Genomic DNA, 21,727 nt, shown 5'->3' with positions numbered 1-21,727 from the left:
CGGCGTCATCAAGCGCCTGCCGCACGGCGAGTTCGTCGAGGTGCACGCGCAGCTGCCGCAGGCCGACCTGCACAAGCTCACCTCGCACGAGCAGCCCCGACCCCTCGAACTCCCGGCCGCCGTGGACGAGAATGGAGTCGCCCACCCGGCGGGGGCGCTCACCCGTACCCGTGCGAGGCTGTCCCGTGGGCTGTACGGCGAGGGCGCCAGGATCGCCAAGCCCACCGCCGAGGAGTACCGCGAGATCACCGACGGCCAGGGCCACGGGCACTGACGGGCGCTGCCGCCGGCCCTGCGGCGCGGGGCGACGGGGCCCGCACCGCGCCGTACCGCAAGCACCACACCGTAGGCACCGCGCCGCACGACGAGCACCGCACAACAAGCACCGCGCCACGAGCACCGGGTGGACACCGCACCACGGACACCGGCCTGCCCGACCTGGACAAGGGAGGACATCGTGCACGACCGTACCGACCAACTCGCCGACAGCAGATACCTCCTGCTCACCACCTTCGGCGAGGACGGCAGCAAGCTCCGCTCGCAGATCTGGGTGGTCGCCGACGGCCCGGCGCTCGGCATCTGGACCCCCGCCCACTCCGGCGAGGCCGAGCGCATCCGCCGCCACCCCAAGGTGCTCGTCGGCCCGTGCGATGCCCATGGGCGTCCGACCGGCCGGCAGCTCCCCGCCCGCGCGGCGGTCTGCGACGAGGACGCCACCGCGCGCTACCGCACCTCGCTGATCAACAAGTACGGCATGACGGCGCTGATCGCCCTGGCCCGCAGCCGCTTCCGGCTCGGCCTGGCCGGGACGGTCGGCATCCGGATCACGCTCAACGAGCTGGAGCAGCGGCTGATCGGGCCGGAGTGGCAGCTGCCGACGACGTACTGTCCGAACTGAGGCGGCCCGAACCGGGAGGCCCGTCCGGGGTGCGGCGGACCGGGGTGCGGCGGGGGTGTCCCCGTCGCGGACCCGGTCGTCGCGGACCCGGCCTTTCGCCTCAGTCCCCGTCCTCCGGGGCCGTGGCGAGGTCGCCGGGTTCGCACGCCTCCCGTCCGGTGCCGACGTGCACCACCCTGACCACCCGGCCGGGCCCGCCGGGGACGACCTGCTGCTCGTGGCCGCACCGCGGGCAGATCAACGGGATGCCCGGCTTGCGCGGCTCCCGGGCGACGGGCCCGCCGTCGCGGCCCGGTGTCGTCACGTCAGCGGGTGGGTCGGGACCGGGCTGACCTCCTGGATCTCGCCGTGCGCCTTGGTGAGGAGCTGTGAGGCGAGGTCGTTGAGCGCCCGGGCGGCCGCGATCTCCTCGCCGACTCTCAGCTGTTCCGGGTCGGACGGGTGGCGGCTGGTGTAGCCGTGGGCGCGCACTTCCGTGCCGTCCCCGAGCCGTAGCAGGGCGGCGGCGGACGTCCTCGCCCCCTCCTCGCGAAACTCCATCTCGATGTGCCAACCGACGAGAGTCTGCATGGCGGATCACCTCCAACGGTTACTCCTCCAGAGTGCGCCGTACCCAGCGTGAACACCAGGGCAGCACGGCCCGGGGGGCGACTTGAACGCGTTCAATCGATGAGCGTAGAGTCACCGCCAGTAGAGTTTGAACGCGTTCAAGATAGCGGGGTGGCCGCGATGGGCCGGGGCACGGCGGAACTGGTCGACCTTCTCGTCCTGCTCGGCATGGGCGCCGTGATCCTGCTCGGCCTCACCCTGATCGACGAACCCGGGCTCGCCCGCGTCCGCCGGTACTGGCCGCTGGCCGCCGTCCCCGGCGCACTCTCGCTCTGGCTGCCGCGCGGCGGCCTCGCGACCGGCAGTGCCCTCCTGTACGCGCTCGGCACCCTCGCCCTCGCCGCCCACGCGCCGCTGCGGCTGGCCCGCACCCGCTCCCTCGCACCACGCGAGACCGCCGTGCTCACCGCGCTCGCCACCCCCTCGGTGGCCGGGCTCGCACTGGTCGCCGAACGGTCGGGGTACCGACTGCTCGGCTTCGACCTCGACATCCTGGCGCTGACGGTGCCGCACTTCCACTACGCCGGCTTCACCGCCGCCCTCGTCGCCGGACTGGTCTGCCGGGCCGCACCCGCGAGCGCCGCCGCCCGCTGCGCCGCGCTCAGCGTCCCGCTCGGCACCCTGCTGGTGCTGGCCGGCTACTTCGTCGACGACTGGGCCGAGTTCGCCGGCGCCCTGGTGCTCACCGCCGGGATGTGGCTGACCGGCCTGCTCACCTGGCGCGACCTGCGCACCCGCGCCGCCGACCGGACCACCGCCGCCCTGCTCGCCGTCTCCTCCGCCGTGCTCGTCGCCACCATGCTGCTCGCCCTCTGGTGGGCACTCGGCGAGGCGTCCGGGCTCCCGCACCCCACCCTGGGCTGGATGGCCGCCACCCACGGGGTCGGCAACGCGCTCGGCTTCGCGCTCTGCTCCCTGCTCGCCTGGCGCCGCGTCGGTCACCCCGGTCACCCCGGTCGGCTCGGCCGCTTCGACCCGCTCACCAAGGAAACCGTGTGATGAACACCAGCGACCTCAGCTACCCCCAGGTCGGGGCCAGCAGTGCCGTCGACCGGCCGCTGCCCGCCGGCTACAACCACCTGCGCCACCGCGTCCTGATCGGCCACGGCCGCGCCGCGCTGGACGCCGCCGGTGACGCGCTGCTCGGCTGGCGGATGCACCGCGCGGCCGGCGTCCTGGTCACCGCCGAGGCCGACCGGGCCGCCGCCGGAGTCGCCGTCGAGTGCGCCATCGGCCTCGGCCCGCTACGGGCCGAGGCCCCCTGCCGGGTGGTCCGCAGCGACGACGGCCCCGACCGCTACGGCTTCACCTACGGCACCCGCCACGGCCATCTCGCCTGCGGCGAGGAGACGTTCCGGGTCGAGATGGGCCCGGACAAGGCCGTCTGGTTCACCGTCACCGCCTTCAGCCGCCCCGACCGCTGGTTCGCCCGCCTCGCCGGCCCCCTGCTGCCGCTCGGCCAGCGCCTGTTCGCCCGCCGCTGCGGCCGCGTCCTGACCCGGATCGCCTCGGCGGCGGCCGGGCACCGCACGGAGCCGGAGCAATGAGCCGACATGTTCGACTCGCATGACGGAGGCTCAGATGCCGCTCTTGCGAGCAGGTGTGCGACCGGAGCCGTCCTCCATGGCGGAGGATGGTCCCCGTGCCCACTCCTTTCGACCGTTTCGAGCCCCGTCGCGTCCCACCGGGCGAGTACCCCCGGTGGGAAGGGGCTCTCGCCCTCCTCAACCGGGACCTGGCGGTGACCCTTCCCGAACAGGGGCCCCTGCGACTGCTGGCCCTTCCTCCCTTCGGCGCTCCCTTCGACGCGGACGAGCCGGAGGAGGTCCATGTCGCTCTGGCCAACGGCGAGTGGCACGGGAACCACCTGCACCCGGACTCGGCGGACGACCCTGTCAACGCACTGGCGATCATCGCCGATGCCGTGCAGGAGACCGTCACCGCGTGCCTGCGGCAGGTGTGGCCCGTGTGTGCCGAACATGGCCTGGGCATGCACCCGCGGGATGCGAACGGACGACTCTCCTGGTGGTGCGCGGGAGAGCGGTTGCGCCGCGGCCCCGCCCATATCCGTGCCGCCGTGGGCGCTCTCGATACCCTCATGCCCCCACGCCGGCCCAACCGTAGGAGTCGAAGGGCGCGTTGATGCCCGGCTGCCCTGCCCGCGGGGGCGAAGGGCCGGTCGTGACGCGGCCGGCGCGGCCGGACGCCCGGCGCGGCGGTTTCCGGGCGTGGTGTGCTTCGCGGTGGATGCGCGCGGATGTGGAACGCCCTCCATGACGGGCGGGGCCGCCGAACACTCGACGAGTCGGCGGGATGCCCTGGAATAGCGGGCGGGCCGCTGCGGTTGTCGCGGGCACATGGCCTGAACCGCCGCCTCGGAAGGGCAGGAATCACGACATGAGCAGCACGGTCGAGCTGACCAAGGAGAACTTCGACGAGATCGTCCCCGGCCAGGATGGCAAGGACTTCGTCTTCATCGACTTCTGGGCCGGCTGGTGCGGCCCGTGCCGGCAGTTCGCCCCGGTGTACGAGAAGGCGGCGGACCGCCACCCCGACTTGGTCTTCGCGAAGGTGGACACCGAGGCGCAGCAGGAGCTGGCCTCCGCCTTCGGCATCCAGTCGATCCCGACGCTGGCGATCATCCGCGAGGGCGTCCTCGTCTTCTCGCAGGCGGGCGCACTGCCGGAGGCCGTCTTCGAGGACCTGATCGGCCAGGCCCGCAAGCTGGACATGGCCGAGGTGAAGCGCAAGGTGGCGGCGGAGCAGGACGGCCACCCGGTCTGACGGTCCCGCGACGGTGGCCCCGGGGCGGGCAGTTCCCCGGGCCCACCGGCTCGTGCGGTGACGCGGTGCGGTGCGAGGTGCCGGAACGGGGCAACGGTGGGCGTCGCCCCGGCAGGTCCCGGGCCGGGACGGGCGGGCCCTCGGGGTTCACTCATCGGTCCTCGGTCTCATTTCTCGGTCCGCACTCCTCGCTCCAGGCCGTCAGTCGGGCGGCGAGGGCCCGTACCTCCGCGCGCAGCGCATCCGGACGGCGGACGGTGAACGGCCAGCCGAGGCCGGCCAGCATCACCGCCACGCCGTCGAGGTTCTGGGCCCGGGCGCGCAGCAGGACCCGCCCGCCCCCGGTCGGGGTGAGCGTCCCGGCGGCGGGCGGGATGCGGTGCCGGGCCTCGGCGAGGGTGGTCGTGAGGACCACCTCCACCTCGTGCGTCCACGGCACCGAGGCCAGCGACTCCACCACCCGCTGGACCGGGTCGAAGCCCTCCGGCGCCTCGAAGCCGGCCTCACGCGGCTCGGCGGCCTCGATCCGGTCCAGCCGGAAGGTGCGCAGTTCGCCGCTGCGGTGGTCGAGGCCGGTGGTGTACCAGCGCCCCGAGTGAAAGACCAGGCCGTACGGGTCGAACTCGCGCTCGCTCGGCTCGCCCGTACGGTCCCGGTACGCCAGCGCGACCCGGCGCCGCCGCCGGGCCGCCTCGGCCAGCGTGAACAGGGCCGCGGCGGCCGGGCTGGGACCGGCGGCGGGCGCCGAGGTCAGCCCCAGCGTCTGCTCCACCGCCGCGACCCGCTCGCGCAGCTGCGCCGGCAGCACCCGCCGGATCTTGGCGAGCGCCGTCTCGGCGGCCTGCTCCCCCACCGAGAGCCCGGAGCTTCGCCCGGCCAGCAGCCCGAGGACCACCGAGGCCGCTTCGTCCCCGGTCAGCATCAGCGGCGGCAGGCGGTAGCCGGGCAGCAGCCGGTAGCCGCCGTAGCGGCCGCGGTCGGCCCGTACCGGGATGCCGAGGTCCACCAGCCGGGCTGCGTAGCGGCGGACGGTGCGTTCGTCCACCGCCAGCCGCTCGGCCAGCTCGGCGCCGGTCAGCCCGGGTCGGGCCTGAAGCAGCTCCAGCAGGGCGAGGACGCGGCTGACCGGATGATCCATCGGCTCACCGTTCTCCGTTCGGGTCGTCGGGGTCGGGCGGGGTCGGGCGGGGCCGTCCCGGTTGACCGGATTCGATCAGAGGTGATCAGAAGTGAGCGAGGCTTATCCGGGCGGGTCCTGTCCGGATTCGATCCTAGAGTCATGGACGACAGCAGTCCTGCGGTGAGCGGTCCGCGGCGGGCAGTCCCGGCACGGTGCGCGCGAGCGGGTTCGTGGCGAGTGGTTCGCGGCGAGTGGTTCGCGGCGAGCGGCCCCGGGGCGGACCGCGAAGAGCCGTCCTGAGAAGGAGCGATCCCCGATGAGCACATTCGTACTGGTCCCCGGCTTCTGGCTCGGCGCCTGGGCATGGGACGCGGTGGCCGAGCCGCTGCGCGCGGCCGGGCACACCGTCCACCCGGTGAGCCTCACCGGCGTCGCCGAGCGCGTCGGCGAGGGCGGGCCCGAGGTCGGGCTGGAGACCCATATCGCCGATCTGACCGGCCTGTTGACCCGCGAGGATCTGTGGGATGTGGTGCTGGTCGGACACAGCGGCGGGGGTGCCCCGGTCACCGGCGCGGCCGACCGGTTGCCCGAGCGCATCCGGCGCGTCGTCTACCTCGACAGCGGCCCGCTGCTCGACGGAGCCTCCCTGGGCGACGTCTGGCAGCCCGACCACCGGGCCCGCGCCGAGGCGTCCCTCGTCGACGGCTGGCGCCACCCGATGCCGTCCTGGGCGGAGTTGGCGGCCTCCGGTTCGAGTCTCACCGGTCTGGACGAGGCCACCCTCGCCCGCATTCGCGAACGGGCCACCGACGAACCCGCCGGCGCGTTCACCGAGCCGCTGCGACTGACCGGCGGAGGGGATCGGCTGCCGAAGGCCCTGGTCTCCTGCTCCTTCCCGCTGGAGCAGGTCCGCTCCATGATCGCCTCCGGCCACCCGTACTTCACCGCGCTCGGCGGACCCGAGTGGGAGCTGCGTGAACTGTCGACCGGGCACTGGCCGATGTTCTCCCGCCCGGCGGACACGGCCGCGGTGCTGGCGGAGCTCGCGGAGGTGGCGGGGCCGGCGGGGCCCACGGTGAGCTGAGCGGGCCGACGCGCCGGTCGGTGTGCGGGGCCCTGCGTTCGTCCGCGTGTTCGCCTGCGCGGACCGCCCCCGGCATCGCAGGATGGGCACGGCGTCGGCACCCGGCACGGCGCCGACCGGTGGCCGGTGGCCGATGGCCGGCCACCGGCCACCGAGAGTCGAGCCGGCCGGGAGTGAGGGTGAGCCCGCGATGAACCAGATCCCGACCAGTACGGCCGTCCCCGAGGCCGTGCCGGAGTTCCGGCGGGTCACCACCGCCGTGGTGACCGGCGGCAGCGCCGATGCCCCGTACCACGTGGAGGTGAAGGCGGGCACGCACCTGCTGACCGCCGACGAACCGGTGCGCCGAGGCGGTTCGGACAGCGGGCCGGAGCCGTTCGCGCTGCTGCTCGCCTCACTCGGCTCCTGCACCGCGATCACCCTGCGGATGTACGCGGAGCGCAAGGAGTGGCCGTTGGAGGCCGTCCGGGTCAGGCTCGGATACGAGACGGACGGGCGCACCGGCCGGGTCTCGCGCCGGGTCTCGCTCACCGGCGCACTCGACGACGCCCAGCGCGCCCGGCTGCTCGACATCTGCGAGCGCACACCCGTCACCCTCGCCCTGCGGGCCGGGATGGCGATCGAGACCACGGAGGACCGCGCATGACGACCACATCCGAGGAGTACGACGTCATCGTGGTGGGCGCGGGCCCTCCCGGTGAGAACGTGGCCGGTCGGACCGCCGCCGCCGGGCTCCGCACGGTGATCGTGGAGAGCGAGCTGGTCGGCGGCGAGTGCTCGTACTGGGCCTGTATGCCGAGCAAGGCCCTGCTGCGCCCGGTGGCCGCGCTGGCCGAGGCCCGCGCGGTGGCCGGATCGCGGGAGGCCGTCGGTCCCCGCGCGCTGGACGCGGCCGCCGTGCTGGCCAGGCGCGACTCGTTCACCTCGCACTGGCAGGACGACGGCCAGGTGCGGTGGCTCCGCGACAACGGCATCGAGCTGGCACGCGGCCACGGCCGGCTGGCCGGCGAGCGGGCCGTCACCGTCGAGGCGGACGACGGCAGCGAGCGGCTGCTCACCGCCCGGCACGCCGTCGCGATCTGTACCGGCAGCCGGCCGGTGCTGCCGCAGAACGTTCCCGGGCTGCACGAGGCCCGGCCGTGGACCAACCGGGAGGCGACCGCCTCGCCCACCGTGCCGGCCCGGCTGGCGGTGGTCGGCGGCGGGGTGGTCGGGGTGGAGATGGCCACCGCCTGGCGGGCGCTCGGCTCCGAGGTCGTGCTGCTGGTGCGCGGCGGCGGCCTGCTGCCCCGGATGGAGCCCTTCGCCGGCGAGCTGGTGGCGGAGGGTCTGCGGGCGGCCGGAGTGGACGTCCGGTTCGGGACGGAGGTCGCCTCGCTGGAGCGCGCGGAGGGCCCCGGGCCCGTCACGCTGGTCCTCGGTGACGGCGAGCGACTGACCGCCGACGAGGTCCTGTACGCCACCGGCCGCGCACCGCGCACCGCCGATGTCGGGCTGGAGCAGGTCGGGCTGAAGCCCGGCAGCTGGCTGGACGTGGACGACAGCTGCACCGTGCTCGGCGTCGCCGACGACTGGCTGTACGCGGTCGGGGACGTCAACCACCGTGCGCTGCTCACCCATCAGGGCAAGTACCAGGCGCGCATCGCGGGCGCGGTGATCGTTGCCCGCGCCGAGGGGCGTGCGCTGGATACCTCGCGTTGGGGCGCGCACGCCGCTTCGGCCGACAGTGCCGGGGCGCCGCAGGTCGTCTTCACCCATCCGGAGGTCGCGTCCGTCGGTCTGACGCTGGACGCCGCCGAGCAGGCGGGCCTGCGGGTCAAGACGGTCGACCACGACCTCGGCTCGGTCGCCGGCGCCTCGCTGTACGGCGACGACTACCGGGGCAAGGCCAGGGTCCTCTTCGACCTCGACCGGGAGGTGCTGGTCGGTGCCTCCTTCGTCGGCCCCGGGGTCGCCGAGCTGCTGCACTCGGCGACGGTCGCGGTGGTCGGCGAGGTGCCGATCGACCGGCTCTGGCACGCGGTGCCCGCGTACCCGACGATCAGCGAGGTGTGGCTGCGGCTGCTGGAGGACTGCCGGGGCTGAGGCGCGGGCCGCCCCGGCACGACTCCGGTCCGGCCGGGGCCTGCGGCCGGGGCCGGCGTCGGTGGGGCGGTCGGGAGGACGCCGTCCTCCGTCGGCATGGCGAGATGTGGCCGAGGATCTCCGGCGGGACACTGGCCGATAAGGGGGTGTCCCGGTGGGGGCCGTTTCGCCGACCAGGTGGTGTGTGGAATGACCGAGGTCCTGTTGGCCGTCGGAACCGAGAAAGGCCTCTTTCTCGGCCGCAGCCGCGACCGGCTGAACTGGGAGTTCAGCGGGCCGCACTTCCGAATGAACGCGATCTACTCCGTTTCCGTCGACCGCCGCGACGGCCGGGTCAGACTGCTGGTCGGTGCCGACAGCAGCCACTGGGGCCCGTCGGTCTGGCGCTCGGACGACCTCGGCGCGAGCTGGTTCGAGCCACCGAAACCCGCGATCCGCTTCCCCGAGCACACCGGCGCCTCGCTCACCCGGGTCTGGCAGCTCCAGCCGGCCGGCGCCGAGGCACCCGGCGTGGTCTACGCGGGCACCGAACCAGCCGCGCTGTTCCGCTCCGAGGACGGCGGTGAGAGCTTCGAACTGGTCGAATCACTCTGGTCCCACCCGCAGCGGGCCCAGTGGGGCGCCGGCTACGGCGGCCAGGGCCTGCACACCGTCCTCACCGACCCGCGCGACCCCGAACGGCTGCTGGTCGCCGTCTCCAGCGGGGGCGTCTACCGCAGCAAGGACGGCGGCGACAGCTGGCAGCCGTCCAACACCGGCCTGCGCGCCGAGTTCTTCCCGGAGGAGAGTCAGTACCCCGAGTTCGGCCAGTGCGTGCACAAGATCGCCCGGGACGCCGTCAACCCCGACCGCCTCTACCTGCAGAACCACGGCGGCGTCTACCGCAGCGACGACGCGGGTGCGAACTGGCGGTTCATCGCCGACGGCCTGCCCGCCAACTTCGGCTTCGCCGTCGCCGCCCACCCGCGCCGCGCCGACACCGCGTACCTGTTCCCGCTCGGCGGCGCCGACGACCGGATCCCGCCCGGCCGCCGCTGCCGCGTCTTCCGCACCGAGGACGGCGGCGGCAGCTGGCAGTCCCTCGCCAACGGCCTGCCCGGCGAGGACCACTACGGCATCGTCCTGCGCGACGCCCTGCGCACCGACGACGCCGAACCGGCCGGCATCTACTTCGGCAACCGCACCGGCGATGTCTACGGCAGCCACGACGAGGGCGAGAACTGGTCGCTGCTCGTCTCCCACCTGCCGGACGTGCTCTGCGTACGGGCCGCGGTGGTCGCGGGCTGAGGACAGCGGAGCCGCGGTGGTGACGGAGGTCGATCCGGGGTGTCAGGCCCGGGTGGGCAGAACGCGCTTCCCACTTCTCGCGGGTCCTTGCGAGAATCCTCGGTGTGGCCCAGTTCTCCGTAGACCGCGACAGCGGTGACCATCCTTTCTCCGAGATCGGCGATCCCGTCCTGGCCGTCGCCGACAAGCAGCGTGGCCTGCTTGCGGTGGCGGGCGCGCACGAGTACGACGAAGCGAAGACGATCGGCGTCTTCAGCGTCACCGACCGCGCTCGCCGCCGCTGGCTCCTGCGCTCCGACTTCCCTGTGCACGCGATGGCTTTCCACCCGTCCCTTTCCCTGCTCGCTGTGGGGTCCGGCGAGTACGACGGTGGCTACCACTTCGAGGGGGAGCTCCTTCTCGTCCACCTGGAGACCGGCACCGTGCTGTCGCTGATCGAGCACGACTTCGGCCGGCAGGTCCTCGGGCTGGAATGGCTGAACGACCGGGACCTTCGCGTCCTGATGGCGCCTCCCGACGACTGGGAGGACGAAGAAGCCCACGTGGAAGGCCACGTCGCCGTGGTGAGCCGCGTCGACTGGACCACTGTCGGCGCCAAGTCCCTCACTGGCCGGGACCTGGCAGGCCCGCGGGTGCCGGTGCCCCGCCCGGACGGCCGTACGGCTGCCCGGCACGTGGTCGCCGGGCTGATGTCGCCGCAGAAGCGGCGACATCACGCGATCTGAGCGGGAGCACCGTTCCAGTGGGCTCGAATACGCTCAACAGCCGGGCGCCGCAAGCGGCTCAGGTGTCGTACTCGCCGTCCCACGGGGCGTGGAAGCCGAGGCCGTCCGGGTAGAGCTCCGCCCAGTCGTCCTCGCCCTCGGCTTCGCCCTCGCTGTCGCCCGCGCCGTGCTGTTCCACGACCAGGCCGAAGAGGCACCCCTCCTCGTGCACGGCGAAGGGCGCGATCGCGATGTCGCCGTACGTGCGATCCGGCAGTTCGTCCAGCCACTGGTCCAGCAGCTCGCAAGCGACGTCGATCACCTGCCGCTCGCCGTCCGCCGTCGTGCCCGTGCACCGTATCCGGGAGCCCAGGTGCTGCCCGGCCTCGTCGAACCGGTGCAGCACGGCGAACCAGCGCTTGTTCTCCGGCCAGTCCTTGCCGGACCACCCTTCGGGGAAGGCGGCCGTGACCGAACCGAAGAACTGCCCGCCCAGGCAGTGGCCGATGGTACTGGTCCGGTAGTCGGGCTCGTACTTGACCGGGATCACGGAAGGGACGCTCATGGCACGAAGCTATGAGGCCCCTCTGACAATCGGGCCGTGCCCTGCCCTGGTCAGCACAGGGCGCGGAAGAACGTCCGGATGTCGGCGACGAGCAGGTCCGGAGCCTGGAGGGAGGCGAAGTGGCCGCCGGTGTCGTACGCGGACCAGTGGGTGATGGTGTTCGACAGCTCCGCCAGGCCCCGGACGGCCCGGTCACCGAGAAACGTCGCCACCCCGGTCGGCACGCCGGACGGTGCCGACCGGCCCCAGCCGTCGGCGGCGATCTCCCGGTAGAGACGGGCGGCGGAGCCTGCGGTGCCGGTGACCCAGAAGGCGGTCACATTGGTCAGCACGGCGTCGCGGGCGGGCAGCGGCTGTCCGGTCGCGGTCGGGTCATGGTCGACGAACCATTCGAGGTTCCAGGCCAGTTGGCCGACAGGTGAGTCGTTCAGCGCGTAGGCCACGGTCTGCGGGCGGGTGCCCATCTGGGTGGCGTAGCCGGAGTGGGCGTACCACCACCGCTGGTTACGCCGCGCCTGCTCGCGCTCGTCGTCGGTGAGCAGGTCGAGTTCGGCCGGGTCCACCGGAGACGAGGCGTTGGGCGGCCCGTTGAGGTGGACGCCGAGGACGTTCTCCGGCGCGAGGCGGGCGAGTTCGGGCGAGACGATGGCGCCGAAGTCGCCGCCCTGGGCACCGTAGCGGTCGTAGCCGAGGCGGCTCATCAGCTCCGCCCAGGCGCGGGCGATCCGCCGGGTGCCCCAGCCGGTCTCCCCGGTCGGCCCGGAGTAGGCGAAGCCGGGGAGCGACGGCGCCACGACGTGGAAGGCGTCCGCCGGATCCCCGCCGTGCGCCCGGGGGTCCGTGAGCGGGCCGATGATGCCGGCGAAGTCGTGCACGGTGCTCGGCCAGCCGTGCGTGATGATCAGCGGCGTCGCCTCCGGCTCCGGCGAACGGACGTGCAGGAAGTGCACGTTCTGGCCGTCGATGCCGGTGGTGAACTGCGGGAACGCGTTGAGCCTGGCCTCGTGCACCCGCCAGTCGTAACCGTCCGCCCAGTACCCGGCGAGTTCCCTCAGATACGGCAGCGCGACGCCGTAGTCCCAGCCCACACCGGGCAGTTCGTCCGGCCAGCGGGTACGGGCGAGGCGCAGACGCAGCTCGTCGAGCTCGGCCTGCGGGACGTCGATCCGGAAGGGGGTGATGTGCATGCGGCCACCGTAGGGATCATGTAGGTCGGCCGGTGACCGCCATACGGGACGGCCAGGTCGGCCTCCTCGCACCACTCCGTGATGATCTCCAGGCTTTCCCGCGCCCCCTGCACCCAGGTGCCCTCGAAGCCGGGCACCGGCCCGCCGAAGCCGAGGAAATCGCTGAGCACAAAGGGCGGATAGAGCTCGCAAAGGAGCTTGTAGTCGGTCGGCAGGGCCGTTCCGAGCTCCGTCTCCAGTGCGGGCCAGTTGACGTCTTTGCGACCCGGCAGGCGCAGGGCGGTCAGACCCGGCACCACGCGCTCCAGCTCCGCGATGGCTTCCTCGGGGTCGGTCAGACGGCGGACTGGTGACTGGGTACCGGCGAGACCGTCCATCGGCTCAGATTGCCAGAACGGCACCCCATGTACCCCAAGCCTCAGATCCGCTCCAGCAGGGTCCGGAAAATCTCCTCGGCGTGCGTCCAGAGCAGGGCGCCGCCGGCCCCGGGGACGGTGTGGCGGGTGGCCGTCGGGAGGCGGGATGACAGGGTGGCGCCCTGGTCGGGTGAGTGGGTGGTGTCCAGCTCGCCGTACCAGACGTCGACCGGGACGGTGACGGCGGAGAAGTCGATGCCCCAGCGGCCCATGGCGAGGGCGGTGTCGCGGGCGTAGCCGGCCGGGCCCTGGGCGAAGGCGGTGTCGAGGGCTCGGCGGTACGCGGCGGCGAAGGCGGGTGACCGGTAGACGGCCAGGTCCGGGGCCGGGCTGCCCGCCATCACCATGTCCCACATCGCCTGTGGGGTGAACCCGGCGAACAGTTCCTCGGCGGCCTGCGGGTCGGCCACGGCGAGGTCGATCAGTCGGCGCAGCTCGGCGGGGAACGGGTCGGCGGGGAACGGGTCAGCGGGGAACGGGTCAGCGGGGAACGGGTCGGCGCGAGGCGGTTCGGCGCGAGGCGGTTCGGCGGCGCGGCTGGTGACCGCAGCGGCATCGGCCGGGCCCGGGGCGGCGAAGTGCGGGGCCGCCACCTCGTCCGCCGCCGAGACCAGGGCGAGCGCGCCGACCGTGCCCGCGGCGGCGCAGGCCAGGGCGAACGGCGCGCCCTGGGAGTTGCCGAGCATGGCTGGACGGCCCAGTCCGCGCTGCTCGGCGAAGGCGCGGATGTCGGCCGCGAAATCGGCGAAGGTCCGCCCGGGCGCGGGGGTGGAGGAGCCGAGTCCCGGCCGGTCGAGGCTGATCAGGCGGACGCCGAGCGCGTCCACTGCGTCGGCACCGAAGCCGAGTGCCCGGGTGGTGGCCGCGCCGGGGGAATGGAGGACGGGCGTTCCATCCACCGGACCCCACTCCGCCCAGGCCAGCAGGCGGCCGCCGGGCAGGCGCTCCTCGCCGAGGCGGTCGGCGGCAGTGATGTGCACGTTCATGATCTCCAGCATGGTCGGCGCGGCCGCTCGGCGCCGCTGAATTTCGCGGCACCGGAGCCGGATGTCGTTTTCTGACACAACTGTGTCGTTGCCGTCGGTCGGTGCGGGTACGGATCATAGGCTCATGAGTCACAGCCATACCCGCCGCATCGCCATCGCCGTGTTCGAAGGGGTGGAACTGCTCGACGTCACCGGACCCGCCCAGGTGTTCTCCGCCGCCACCCGGCTGCTCGGCGAGGCGGCGCGGACGGGGGCCGGGGCGGGGGTTTCGGCAGGGGCGGGCCCTGGCGCGGACGCAGGCGCGAGCGTGGGCGCGTACGGGCGCGGACATGCGCGTGGCTACACCGTCGAGCTGGTCGGCCCCCGCCGTGGCGAGGTGGAGTGCGCGGGCGGGCTGCGGTTGTCGGCGGACCGGGCGTTCGGCGAGATCGACGGCAGCGGCATCGACACCCTGATCATCCCCGGGGCACTGCAGCTGGGCCCGGACGGCTTCGAGCCCGCGGTGGACCCCGAGGTGGTCCGCTGGGTACGGGAGACCTCACCTCGGACACGGCGCGTGGCGTCCGTCTGCACCGGCGCGCACATCCTGGCGGAGGCCGGTCTGCTCGCCGGGCGCCGGGCGACCACGCACTGGGCCACCGCCGACCGGCTCGCCGCGCAGTACCCCGACATCACCGTGGACGCGGACGCCGTGTACGTCCGCGCCGACCCGGTGTGGACCGGCGCCGGCGTGAGCGCCGGAATCGACATGTCCCTCGCGCTCGTTGCCGACGACCACGGGCGCAGGCTCGCCCTGGCGACCGCCCAGTGGATGGTGATGTACCTCCAACGGCCCGGAGGGCAGAGCCAGTTCAGCGCGCCGCTGGAGCGGCAGCGGACCGCCCGGGCCGACATCGCGGAGCTGCTCGCCTGGATCGACGCCCACCTCGACCAACGGCTGACGCTGCCCGTACTGGCCGAGCGGGCCGGGCTGAGCGACCGCCAGTTCATCCGGGTGTTCACCCGCGAGACCGGCAGCACGCCCGCCGCGTACGTCGAGGCCCAGCGGGTCGAGGCCGCGCGCAGGCTGCTCCAGGAGAGCGACCTCACCATCGCCGCCGTCGCCGGCCGCTGTGGCTTCGGCTCCACCGAGACCTTCCACCGCACCTTCCGACAGCACACTTCCGTCACCCCTCATGCGTACCGACAGCGCTTCTGCGCCCCCGACCGGTCCAGCCGCCCGTCCCCGGCTGCCGACAGACCGACCGGCAGCCCGCGCAACGAGCTCGACACCTCCGTTCCAGAGGAGACTTCGTGACCTCCCTTCCGTCTCTCGCCCCACGGCCGGACACCGCCCTGGTCGAAACCGCCGAGCGCATGCTGCGCGCCGCCTCACCGGACGCACTGGTCGCGCACTGTCACCGCACATACGCCTTCGCCGAGGCGATCCTGGCCCGCCGCGGCCTCGCTCCGGACCGCGAGGCCCTGTACCTCGGAGCCGTCTTCCACGACCTCGGGCTCACCCCGGACTGGGACGACCAGGTCACGCCGTTCGAGGAGCGCGGCGCCCTGGTGGCCCGCGAGACGCTGCTGCGGGAGGGCGCGGACCCCGAGTTGGCGGAACTGGTCGGTGACGCCGTCCGCCTGCACATGGAGCTGACCACCGGCGACGACCCGCGCCCCGAGGTCGCCGGCATTCACCTCGGCTCCGCCGCCGACGTCCTCGGCCTGCGCCTGGAGGAGATCCCGCCGGACGCCGTCGACGCCGTTCTGGAGGCCTACCCCCGCCAGGGGCTCACCGCGTTTCTGCGCGAGGCCTTCGCCTCCGAGGCCCGCCGGAAGCCGAACTGCGCCACCGCGGCGTTCGTCCGCGACTTCGGATTCCTTGAACTGCTCGACGGAGGACCGGGCGAGTAACCCACTTGTCCCCGGGCCGGGCTCTGGCCGACGATGGCCGGACAAGAAACGTTCTCGGAGATCGGGTGGGCTGCGTGGCTGGAACGGAAGAAGACTGGGAGATCGGGCGAAGCGTCGATGGCCTTCCGGTCGTGCGGTATCTACGTGGCGAGCGGGTGGGGCGGCCGTGGGCCGACCTGTTGGAGGTGCTGGACGCCGACGGCATCGCCGCTGCGGCCGCCGGCCCCACTGGTACGGCCGTCGACGCCACCGGTGCGGCCGTCGGCCCCGTTGATCCCGTCGAGTTCGTGCTGTCGGACATGTCCGGCTGGGTGGTCTCCGGCCCTGTCGGGCTCGGCGAGCAGTTGCTTCACCGCGGCGCGACCGTCCTCCGGCACGCTCACACCATGGAGTTGGATCTGATCGCTTGTCCTCCTTCCGCTGACTGGGCACAGACCCCGCTGCGAAGCGGGTTCCGCACCGTTCCGTGCGACCGCGACGCCGAGGAGCTGTTCCCGGCAAAACGCGCCGCGTTCGCCCCCGGCCACCCCGACCACTCCCCCGAGCTCGACGACCAGTCCAGGATGGAGCGGCTGGCGGCCCTGCTCGCCGGGAAGGACATCGGCCCCGTACTGCCGTGCAGCAGGCTGGTGGTCGACGACGCCGACCAGGTCGTGGCCGGAGCCATCCTCACCAACCGCGACGGCCTGCCCTGGATCGCCAGCGTCTTCCGCCACCCCGACCTGGGCTACCCCGGCCTCGGCGGCGACCTGCTGCGCCTGGTCCTGGCCGACGTGGCCGACCGCGGACTCACCGAGGTGGGCCTTGCCGTGAGCGAGGGGAACCAGGCGCAACGGCTGTACGAGAAGCTGGGGTTCCGGCTCACCAACACCTCGCTCACGGTCATCGTGCCCTGACCGCCGACCGTCGACCGCCGGCTTGGGGCTGGTGGCCTTTCACGGGCGGGTCCTCCTGACGGGCGGGCCTCCCTCGTGGGCGGAACGCCTCAGGAACCCCCGCCTCAGGAACCCCATTGACTCTCAGGGACTCTGATGGTCTCTCAGGGGCGGGCGAACTCCAGGACGGCGATCCCGGCCAGGACAGTGGCGCTGGCCGCCATCCGCAGCCGCCCGAGGCGTTCGCGGAAGACCACCGTGGCCAGCAGCGCGGCTATGACGATGCTCGTCTCGCGCAGGGCGGCGATGGTCGCCAGGTTGCCTCGGGACTGCGCCCAGACCACCAGTCCGTAGGCGGTCAGGGAGAGCACGCCACCGGCGATGCCCACCGGCACCACCGGCCGGATCCCCTCGACGAGGGAACGACCACGCCGGGCCCAGGCGATCAGCGCCAACGCCGGGCCCTGAAGCAGGAAGAGCCAGGCGATGTAGCCGCCGACGGTACCGGAGTGCCGTACGCCGCTGCCGTCCAGCACGGTGTAAGCGGCGATCATCACCCCGGTACCGGCGGCCGCCCCGAGAGCGGGCAGCTGCGCCCGCCCGGGTATCCCCTTGGCGAGGGCGAGCCCGATCAGGCCGCAGGAGATCACCAGCACGCCGAGCAGTTCCCCGCCACCGAGAGCCTGGCCCAGCACCGTCGCGGACAGCAGGGCCACCAGCAGCGGCGCCGACCCGCGGGCGATCGGGTACATCTGCCCGAAGTCCCCCAGCTGGTAGGCCCGGAGCAGAAGTATCTGGGACGTCACCTGCATCACCACGGAGGCGAGAAGGTAGGGCCAGGCCGCGGCGGCCGGCAGCGGGTTGAACGCGACCAGCACGACGGCGCAGGCGGCATAGGTGAGGTTGATCAGGGCGAAGCCGACGAGCTTGTCCGGGATCCGATGCGCCAGCCCGTTCCAGACGGCGTGCAGGACCGCCGCGGCCAGGACGGCCACGGGCACGGCCGCCGTACCGCTCGGCAGCACGGATGCGAGTGCGGGCATGGCGAAACTCACCTCCAATGGGCTTGGAACTGAATTCCACGCTACCCTAGATCCATGGAAGAGCGTTCCGAATTTTCTGTTCTGGAATCCCAGCTGGCCGCGCACATCCGCGCCCACCTCGGCGACCTGCGCGGCACCGAGGCACGCGTCGCCCAGGTCGTCCTCGACCGGGGCGTCGACCTGGTGCACCTGAGCGTCAGCGACGTCGCCGCACTGGCCGGCACCGCGCCGTCGTCCGTGGTCCGGGCGTGCCAGCGGCTCGGGTTCCGGGGCTACCAGGAGCTGAAGATCGCCGCCGTCCGCCAGGCGCCGAACCCGGCCCCCACCCCGTCCGACGACCAGGACCCGGCCGCCCGCGCACTCGCCAGCACCATCCACGCCGCCCGGGAAACGCTCGACGGAATGACCACCACCCTCACGGCGGACGACCTGCGGGAGGCGGCACAGGTGCTGGACGCCGCGAGCCACGTCGTGGTCGTCGGCGCCGGGCTCTCCGGCGCGGTCGCCCTCGACGCCGCCTACCGCCTCCGCGCCCTCGGCATCCTCGTCGACGCCCCCGCCGACCCCCTCACCGCACAACTCGCCGCCGCACAACTCCCGCCCACCGCAGTCTGCCTGGCCATCAGCCACACCGGCGCGACACAAACGGTCGTCGACACCGCCCGCCGCGCCCGCACCGCCGGCGCGAACGTCATCGCCCTCACCAGCTACGCCCGCTCCCCCCTGAGCGACGCCGCCACCCACACCCTCGTCGCCGGCGGCCAGGACCTCGTCTTCGGCCTCGAAACCACCGCCAGCCGCATCGCCCACCTCACCGCCATCGACGCCCTCACCCTCACCCTGCTCGCCCTCCGGGGCCCGACGGCCGAGCACGCGCTGAACCTCTCGGCGGACGTGACGGCGGATCACGCGTATTGATGGGCGGTAGTCGTCGCTCGGGGGCGAACCTGTTGGACAATCGTTCAGCCGAACCGGCCTCGCGGATCGCCAGTAGGCTGGTACTGCCCGGCAGTTCCGCCGCCAGGTGGTGCGGGCGCGGCATGCAAACCTAGATGGGGCGGTATGTCCGTTTCGATGAAACTAGCAAGAACTGGCCACCTGGCAAGGTAAACCCGCAGGTCACCAAGACCGCTCCCCGCGCGTGCGGGGTTGGTCCCCCGGTTAGGAGCCGGAAGCGATGCACGGAGGCCCGCTCCCCGCGCGTGCGGGGTTGGTCCCGTCACCAGGGCGGCGACGATGGTGGACCGGCCCCGCTCCCCGCGCGTGCGGGGTTGGTCCCTCCCCGGTGGGGCAGATCCTTTCAGGTGGTCTCCGCTCCCCGCGCGTGCGGGGTTGGCCCCAAACCTGACGGCGCCTGGCGCGTGGCCCGGCTGCACCTGGCGTGGCCGAGCCTTACCGGGCTGGTCTCTTCAATCCGAGGGACATGCCGAACAGCCCTCCTGCGACTGTGCCGAGCCATGGCCCGAGGTAAGCCAGGAGGGGTATATCAATGTCCCAGACACGGATGGTCGTGATGATCAGGCCGAAAAGGACGAACTGCGCGATCAGATAGATCAGGATCTTTCGCCGCGTGCTCCACGCTCGTATGCGCTCCACAAAGTCCTGCCTCATCACGCCCCCTGACCGTCGTTATGACACGCCCGATGGTAGAGCTCGGAGAACACAGGCGGCGCGCGCCCCCTTCGCCCAAGGTCGAGAACAGACCTTCAGCCACAGGAAATCAGCCGGCCCCGGCGGACTCTTCGGCTCGGGCACGGGTGCCGGCAAGGCGGTAGGAACCGGTACCGGTTCCGATGACGGTGCCGTTGAAGGTGCGGCGGTCGACGACGGCCACGCGCCTCGCCGTCACCGCCTGCTTCTGCACCCGGGTCACCCACGGCGACCCGCGATTCGCCCCATACCCTCCCGAAGCCCGACACGATCCCGCACGCCGAGGCTGCGAGAACGCGTATCGGTGAGATGACCGATGTGCGGGGAGCGGGGGCGTAGCCATAGTCCTCGGGAGATCGTTCGCGGGTGGCCGTGGTGCGCCCGGTTTTCGAAAGGACCTTCTGTGGACACGTATGCGGATCTGGTCGCGGACGATCGCGGTGAGCGCGTGGAGCTCGGCCGGCCCGGCTTCTGGACCGAGCGGTGGGCACGGCCCTTACGGGCGAGGGTCGGTGGTCGTCGGTCGCGGCGCGCTCGGTCTCGGCGGCGGCGGCGATGGAGGCGACGACCTGGCGCAGCAGGGCGGCCGCGACGGCGCGGTCCAGGGTGGCCTGGAGGGTGGGCAGGTCGGTCGGGTCGGTGTCCTCGGTGATGCCTTCGTCTGCGAGCAACGGGGCGACAAGGTCCCCCGGCAGTGGTTCTCCTCGTCCTTCAGACGCACGCCCGAGTCGCTCTGAAGGGTCATCGTGAACTCGTTGGCCGCTAGGAGGTCCAGGCACCGACCATCGAGGTCACATAGTCGGGGTCTCCCAGCGGGGCGCGAATCAGTTCGGTCGGCACGGACATCACGTCGACCACCTGGGGTGCTTGATCGTGGAGCCTGCGGCAGAGGCGGTCGATGAGTTCGGGCAGGGCGCGGGCGTGCGACGGTGTCAGATAGCCTTCGACGAGGTACCAGGCGAGGTCGGCGGCGATGTGTTCGAGTCGCAGAAGCTGGTACAGGTCCTGCACAAGAGGTTCCCCGGCATCGGGGCAGGTGCGCAGTGCTTCGGACAGCATTCGGGTGCTGTGGGCCAGGGCGAGTTGTTCGGCATGGGAGGACAGGTTGTTCCATGCCTCGTCCGGTGTGAGGCCTGCCGCCGTCGCGGCGGCGAACCGCTGGGCGAGTTCAGTGTGCAGCCGACCCTCGCGTCTGCGGAAGAGACGGGTGAGGGTGAGGGGGTTCTCCAGGTCGGAGAGCTCGGGGCCGGGTTCTTCCGCGGGCGGCTCGTACTCCACTCCCTGAACCATCGACCAGGCCGCGTCGAGCAGGATGAGGCGGTTGTCGCCACCGGCGGACCGAAAGGCCATCGTCAGGGCCTGATAGTCGATCAGCCGGTTCTCCGAGAAGAATCCGAGTGCGCCTGCCGTTTGGCGGCAGCGGTCGACGGCGCTGTCCGAGAGCCGATCGACGGTGACCTTCGCCAGTCCGAGGCCGCGTATGACCGAGGGCGTGGCTCCGGGAGCGCTGCTGCCGCTGTCCGGCGGGATGTGCCAGCTCGGGTGGGTGGCCTGCCGGGCCAGGGCAGTGGCTGCCTTCGCTCTGGCCGCGGCACCGAACAGAAGCCGCTGCTGGTGCAGATGGTCGAGCGCGGGCCGCCTGATGTGCCATCGGTCGACGGTCTGTCGCCGAGCCGCGTGCGGCAGGGCGATCGCCACTGCTGCACGGGCGGCCGCCGCGAGTCCTGCGGTAACCGCTCCCCAGGCGAATCTCCCCACGGTCAGGCTGCGGCGGGTCCGTTCGTCGGCACTGCCCAGTGGATCGTGGAACGAGCCGTCCGCTGTGATGGTCGCGCCGTCGGCGAGCCAGCGTTCGTCGGGGACCCGGACGTTGTCGAATCGGACAGTTGCGTAGTCCAGCGGGAGAAGCGCTGTCGGGGACAGCGGGCGGATGGCGATGCCGCCGCAGGGTCCGGTTTCGTCGCGGAGGGGGACGAGGAAGAAGAACGTGCCGCGGTCCGTCCCTGCCATGTCCAAGCGGGCACTGACCACCGCGAGTCGCTCCACGCCGTCCTGGGCGACGTTCACAGGGAACTTGGCGGCGGCCGCGTCCGGGGTGTGCAGAACGAATGTCCGCGTTGACGGCTCCCAGCGGGCGCGGGTCCGGGTATGCGCGATGCTGCTCCCCCGGCCGATTTCCGTTATCAGGGCCGCGCCGACCGCGCGGGCCGTCGTCAATGTGGTGATGTCCTCGGGTGTGGCTCCGCAGACGAGGGCCGGCCCGATGGTCATGCAGTGGTGCAGGAACATCACGTGGAACAGTCGGGGGTCGGCCATGGCAGTCAGTTCGAGCAAGGAGCGCAGACGGTCATGGTCGGCGAGCAGCGGCGTGTTCGAGGGCAGCGCGGCGGTGATCCGGAGCAGTGCCTCGTAGGGGACGCCGCCGGACGCCTGGGTTGCGGTGCCGATCAGTTTGACCAGGTCGGGGTCGTAGGTGTGGGTCATCGCGGTGCTCCAGGGCTGTCGGGCGAAGGGGATTGAGGACGCCTTCGGTGCCGG

23 protein-coding genes, 2 pseudogenes and 1 CRISPR repeat array are annotated in these 21,727 nt (G+C 72.5%); of the genes and pseudogenes, 15 read left to right on the top strand and 10 right to left on the bottom strand.

Annotated features, from left to right (window positions below; genetic code table 11):
* Positions 1–274 (top strand): annotated as a pseudogene (locus ACIQIB_RS34310) (ubiquinol-cytochrome c reductase cytochrome b subunit); the annotation flags it as partial.
* A gap of 183 nt (positions 275–457) precedes the next feature.
* A complete protein-coding gene (locus ACIQIB_RS34305; RefSeq protein WP_363614373.1) occupies positions 458–898 on the top strand; it encodes a PPOX class F420-dependent oxidoreductase in 441 nt (146 codons plus the stop codon).
* A 100-nt stretch (positions 899–998) separates the two neighbouring features.
* On the opposite strand, the gene ACIQIB_RS34300 is transcribed toward ACIQIB_RS34305, so the two are convergent.
* Together ACIQIB_RS34300 and ACIQIB_RS34295 are read right to left on the bottom strand one after the other, a co-directional pair.
* Positions 999–1,202: a hypothetical protein gene (locus tag ACIQIB_RS34300; protein ID WP_363614371.1), complete on the bottom strand. Its 204-nt coding sequence runs from the start codon at positions 1,200–1,202 to the stop codon at positions 999–1,001.
* Positions 1,199–1,468, bottom strand: a complete 270-nt coding sequence (locus ACIQIB_RS34295) for a DUF1876 domain-containing protein (protein WP_363614369.1) — start codon at positions 1,466–1,468, stop codon at positions 1,199–1,201. Before ACIQIB_RS34295 ends, ACIQIB_RS34300 begins: the two co-directional genes overlap by 4 nt.
* Positions 1,469–1,627: 159 nt before the next feature.
* Here ACIQIB_RS34295 and ACIQIB_RS34290 point away from each other — a divergent pair, with 159 nt between their 5' ends.
* The 3 genes from ACIQIB_RS34290 (at position 1,628) to ACIQIB_RS34280 (ending at position 4,291) form a co-directional block, all read left to right on the top strand.
* Positions 1,628–2,506, top strand: a complete 879-nt coding sequence (locus ACIQIB_RS34290) for a YndJ family protein (RefSeq protein WP_400762815.1) — start codon at positions 1,628–1,630, stop codon at positions 2,504–2,506.
* Positions 2,506–3,054 (top strand): DUF1990 family protein, encoded by a 549-nt coding sequence (locus ACIQIB_RS34285; RefSeq protein ID WP_400762811.1) that lies wholly within the window; start codon positions 2,506–2,508, stop codon positions 3,052–3,054. The genes ACIQIB_RS34290 and ACIQIB_RS34285 overlap by 1 nt, the downstream gene beginning before the upstream one ends.
* 850 nt (positions 3,055–3,904) lie before the next feature.
* Entirely contained in the window at positions 3,905–4,291 is a 387-nt protein-coding gene (locus ACIQIB_RS34280) for a thioredoxin domain-containing protein (RefSeq protein WP_363614363.1), read from the top strand.
* Positions 4,292–4,442: 151 nt separating this feature from the next.
* On the opposite strand, the gene ACIQIB_RS34275 is transcribed toward ACIQIB_RS34280, so the two are convergent.
* Positions 4,443–5,429: a YafY family protein gene (locus tag ACIQIB_RS34275; RefSeq protein ID WP_363614361.1), complete on the bottom strand. Its 987-nt coding sequence runs from the start codon at positions 5,427–5,429 to the stop codon at positions 4,443–4,445.
* Positions 5,430–5,727: 298 nt separating this feature from the next.
* Between ACIQIB_RS34275 and ACIQIB_RS34270 the strand changes: the two genes are divergently transcribed.
* From ACIQIB_RS34270 to ACIQIB_RS34250, 5 genes are all read left to right on the top strand, one after another.
* On the top strand, positions 5,728–6,495 hold the full coding sequence (locus ACIQIB_RS34270; protein WP_363614359.1) for an alpha/beta hydrolase: 768 nt from the start codon (positions 5,728–5,730) through the stop codon (positions 6,493–6,495).
* Between the two features lie 190 nt (positions 6,496–6,685).
* Positions 6,686–7,141, top strand: coding sequence for an OsmC family protein (locus ACIQIB_RS34265; protein ID WP_363614357.1), 456 nt, complete (start codon positions 6,686–6,688; stop codon positions 7,139–7,141).
* Positions 7,138–8,580: a dihydrolipoyl dehydrogenase family protein gene (locus ACIQIB_RS34260; protein WP_400762809.1), complete on the top strand. Its 1,443-nt coding sequence runs from the start codon at positions 7,138–7,140 to the stop codon at positions 8,578–8,580. The genes ACIQIB_RS34265 and ACIQIB_RS34260 overlap by 4 nt, the downstream gene beginning before the upstream one ends.
* A gap of 189 nt (positions 8,581–8,769) precedes the next feature.
* Positions 8,770–9,867 carry an exo-alpha-sialidase gene (locus tag ACIQIB_RS34255; protein WP_363614353.1) on the top strand — a complete coding sequence of 366 codons (1,098 nt, stop codon included), beginning with the start codon at positions 8,770–8,772 and terminating at the stop codon, positions 9,865–9,867.
* Between the two features lie 104 nt (positions 9,868–9,971).
* Entirely contained in the window at positions 9,972–10,592 is a 621-nt protein-coding gene (locus ACIQIB_RS34250) for a hypothetical protein (RefSeq protein ID WP_400762807.1), read from the top strand.
* A gap of 58 nt (positions 10,593–10,650) precedes the next feature.
* Here ACIQIB_RS34250 and ACIQIB_RS34245 read toward each other — a convergent pair whose 3' ends face one another.
* From ACIQIB_RS34245 to ACIQIB_RS34230, 4 genes are read right to left on the bottom strand one after another with little or no spacing between them, the layout of a single operon-like run.
* On the bottom strand, positions 10,651–11,136 hold the full coding sequence (locus ACIQIB_RS34245) for a hypothetical protein (protein ID WP_400762805.1): 486 nt from the start codon (positions 11,134–11,136) through the stop codon (positions 10,651–10,653).
* A 50-nt stretch (positions 11,137–11,186) separates the two neighbouring features.
* Positions 11,187–12,266 carry an epoxide hydrolase family protein gene (locus tag ACIQIB_RS34240; protein WP_400762813.1) on the bottom strand — a complete coding sequence of 360 codons (1,080 nt, stop codon included), beginning with the start codon at positions 12,264–12,266 and terminating at the stop codon, positions 11,187–11,189.
* On the bottom strand, positions 12,188–12,700 hold the full coding sequence (locus ACIQIB_RS34235; protein ID WP_400762803.1) for an SMI1/KNR4 family protein: 513 nt from the start codon (positions 12,698–12,700) through the stop codon (positions 12,188–12,190). Before ACIQIB_RS34235 ends, ACIQIB_RS34240 begins: the two co-directional genes overlap by 79 nt.
* Positions 12,701–12,741: 41 nt before the next feature.
* Positions 12,742–13,725, bottom strand: a complete 984-nt coding sequence (locus ACIQIB_RS34230) for an alpha/beta fold hydrolase (RefSeq protein WP_400762801.1) — start codon at positions 13,723–13,725, stop codon at positions 12,742–12,744.
* Between the two features lie 124 nt (positions 13,726–13,849).
* Here ACIQIB_RS34230 and ACIQIB_RS34225 point away from each other — a divergent pair, with 124 nt between their 5' ends.
* From ACIQIB_RS34225 to ACIQIB_RS34215, 3 genes are all read left to right on the top strand, one after another.
* Positions 13,850–15,022, top strand: coding sequence for a GlxA family transcriptional regulator (locus ACIQIB_RS34225; protein WP_400762799.1), 1,173 nt, complete (start codon positions 13,850–13,852; stop codon positions 15,020–15,022).
* Positions 15,019–15,621, top strand: a complete 603-nt coding sequence (locus ACIQIB_RS34220) for an HD domain-containing protein (protein WP_363614341.1) — start codon at positions 15,019–15,021, stop codon at positions 15,619–15,621. Before ACIQIB_RS34225 ends, ACIQIB_RS34220 begins: the two co-directional genes overlap by 4 nt.
* 131 nt (positions 15,622–15,752) lie before the next feature.
* The gene (locus tag ACIQIB_RS34215; RefSeq protein ID WP_400762797.1) at positions 15,753–16,517 is read left to right on the top strand and encodes a GNAT family N-acetyltransferase; all 765 of its coding nucleotides are present in this window, start codon (positions 15,753–15,755) and stop codon (positions 16,515–16,517) included.
* Positions 16,518–16,660: 143 nt separating this feature from the next.
* Here the strand turns inward: ACIQIB_RS34215 and ACIQIB_RS34210 are convergent, their stop codons facing one another.
* Complete coding sequence (locus ACIQIB_RS34210; protein WP_400762795.1) at positions 16,661–17,539, bottom strand: EamA family transporter; 879 nt, start codon at positions 17,537–17,539, stop codon at positions 16,661–16,663.
* A gap of 54 nt (positions 17,540–17,593) precedes the next feature.
* On the opposite strand from ACIQIB_RS34210, the gene ACIQIB_RS34205 reads away from it, so the two are divergent.
* A complete protein-coding gene (locus tag ACIQIB_RS34205) occupies positions 17,594–18,457 on the top strand; it encodes a MurR/RpiR family transcriptional regulator (RefSeq protein ID WP_400762793.1) in 864 nt (287 codons plus the stop codon).
* Positions 18,458–18,667: 210 nt separating this feature from the next.
* Positions 18,668–18,879: direct repeats of the CRISPR family, unit length 29 nt; unit sequence CCGCTCCCCGCGCGTGCGGGGTTGGTCCC.
* 380 nt (positions 18,880–19,259) lie between these two features.
* On the opposite strand, the pseudogene ACIQIB_RS34200 reads toward ACIQIB_RS34205, so the two are convergent.
* Positions 19,260–19,370 (bottom strand): annotated as a pseudogene (locus ACIQIB_RS34200) (AAA family ATPase); the annotation flags it as partial.
* Between the two features lie 331 nt (positions 19,371–19,701).
* Between ACIQIB_RS34200 and ACIQIB_RS34195 the strand changes: the two are divergent.
* On the top strand, positions 19,702–19,926 hold the full coding sequence (locus ACIQIB_RS34195; RefSeq protein WP_400762791.1) for a hypothetical protein: 225 nt from the start codon (positions 19,702–19,704) through the stop codon (positions 19,924–19,926).
* 25 nt (positions 19,927–19,951) lie between these two features.
* Here ACIQIB_RS34195 and ACIQIB_RS34190 read toward each other — a convergent pair whose 3' ends face one another.
* A complete protein-coding gene (locus tag ACIQIB_RS34190; RefSeq protein WP_400762789.1) occupies positions 19,952–21,673 on the bottom strand; it encodes an acyl-CoA dehydrogenase in 1,722 nt (573 codons plus the stop codon).
* Positions 21,674–21,727: the final 54 nt, after the last annotated feature.

Origin of the sequence: Kitasatospora sp. NPDC092286 (assembly GCF_044755565.1) — a bacterium.
Taxonomy (GTDB): Bacteria; Actinomycetota; Actinomycetes; order Streptomycetales; family Streptomycetaceae; genus Kitasatospora.
This window is presented reverse-complemented; position numbering and strand designations above follow the sequence as displayed.

Bases quoted from the DNA above. Each gene is read 5' to 3' on its own strand.
- ACIQIB_RS34280 (WP_363614363.1), top strand. From the start codon at position 3,905: ATGAGCAGCACGGTCGAGCTGACCAAGGAGAACTTCGACGAGATCGTC.
- ACIQIB_RS34265 (WP_363614357.1), top strand. From the start codon at position 6,686: ATGAACCAGATCCCGACCAGTACGGCCGTCCCCGAGGCCGTGCCGGAG.
- ACIQIB_RS34245 (WP_400762805.1), bottom strand. From the start codon at position 11,136: ATGAGCGTCCCTTCCGTGATCCCGGTCAAGTACGAGCCCGACTACCGG.
- ACIQIB_RS34190 (WP_400762789.1), bottom strand. From the start codon at position 21,673: ATGACCCACACCTACGACCCCGACCTGGTCAAACTGATCGGCACCGCA.
- ACIQIB_RS34230 (WP_400762801.1), bottom strand. From the start codon at position 13,725: ATGAACGTGCACATCACTGCCGCCGACCGCCTCGGCGAGGAGCGCCTG.
- ACIQIB_RS34270 (WP_363614359.1), top strand. From the start codon at position 5,728: ATGAGCACATTCGTACTGGTCCCCGGCTTCTGGCTCGGCGCCTGGGCA.
- ACIQIB_RS34285 (WP_400762811.1), top strand. From the start codon at position 2,506: ATGAACACCAGCGACCTCAGCTACCCCCAGGTCGGGGCCAGCAGTGCC.
- ACIQIB_RS34290 (WP_400762815.1), top strand. From the start codon at position 1,628: ATGGGCCGGGGCACGGCGGAACTGGTCGACCTTCTCGTCCTGCTCGGC.
- ACIQIB_RS34235 (WP_400762803.1), bottom strand. From the start codon at position 12,700: ATGGACGGTCTCGCCGGTACCCAGTCACCAGTCCGCCGTCTGACCGAC.
- ACIQIB_RS34205 (WP_400762793.1), top strand. From the start codon at position 17,594: ATGGAAGAGCGTTCCGAATTTTCTGTTCTGGAATCCCAGCTGGCCGCG.
- ACIQIB_RS34255 (WP_363614353.1), top strand. From the start codon at position 8,770: ATGACCGAGGTCCTGTTGGCCGTCGGAACCGAGAAAGGCCTCTTTCTC.
- ACIQIB_RS34260 (WP_400762809.1), top strand. From the start codon at position 7,138: ATGACGACCACATCCGAGGAGTACGACGTCATCGTGGTGGGCGCGGGC.
- ACIQIB_RS34295 (WP_363614369.1), bottom strand. From the start codon at position 1,468: ATGCAGACTCTCGTCGGTTGGCACATCGAGATGGAGTTTCGCGAGGAG.
- ACIQIB_RS34275 (WP_363614361.1), bottom strand. From the start codon at position 5,429: ATGGATCATCCGGTCAGCCGCGTCCTCGCCCTGCTGGAGCTGCTTCAG.
- ACIQIB_RS34210 (WP_400762795.1), bottom strand. From the start codon at position 17,539: ATGCCCGCACTCGCATCCGTGCTGCCGAGCGGTACGGCGGCCGTGCCC.
- ACIQIB_RS34225 (WP_400762799.1), top strand. From the start codon at position 13,850: ATGAGTCACAGCCATACCCGCCGCATCGCCATCGCCGTGTTCGAAGGG.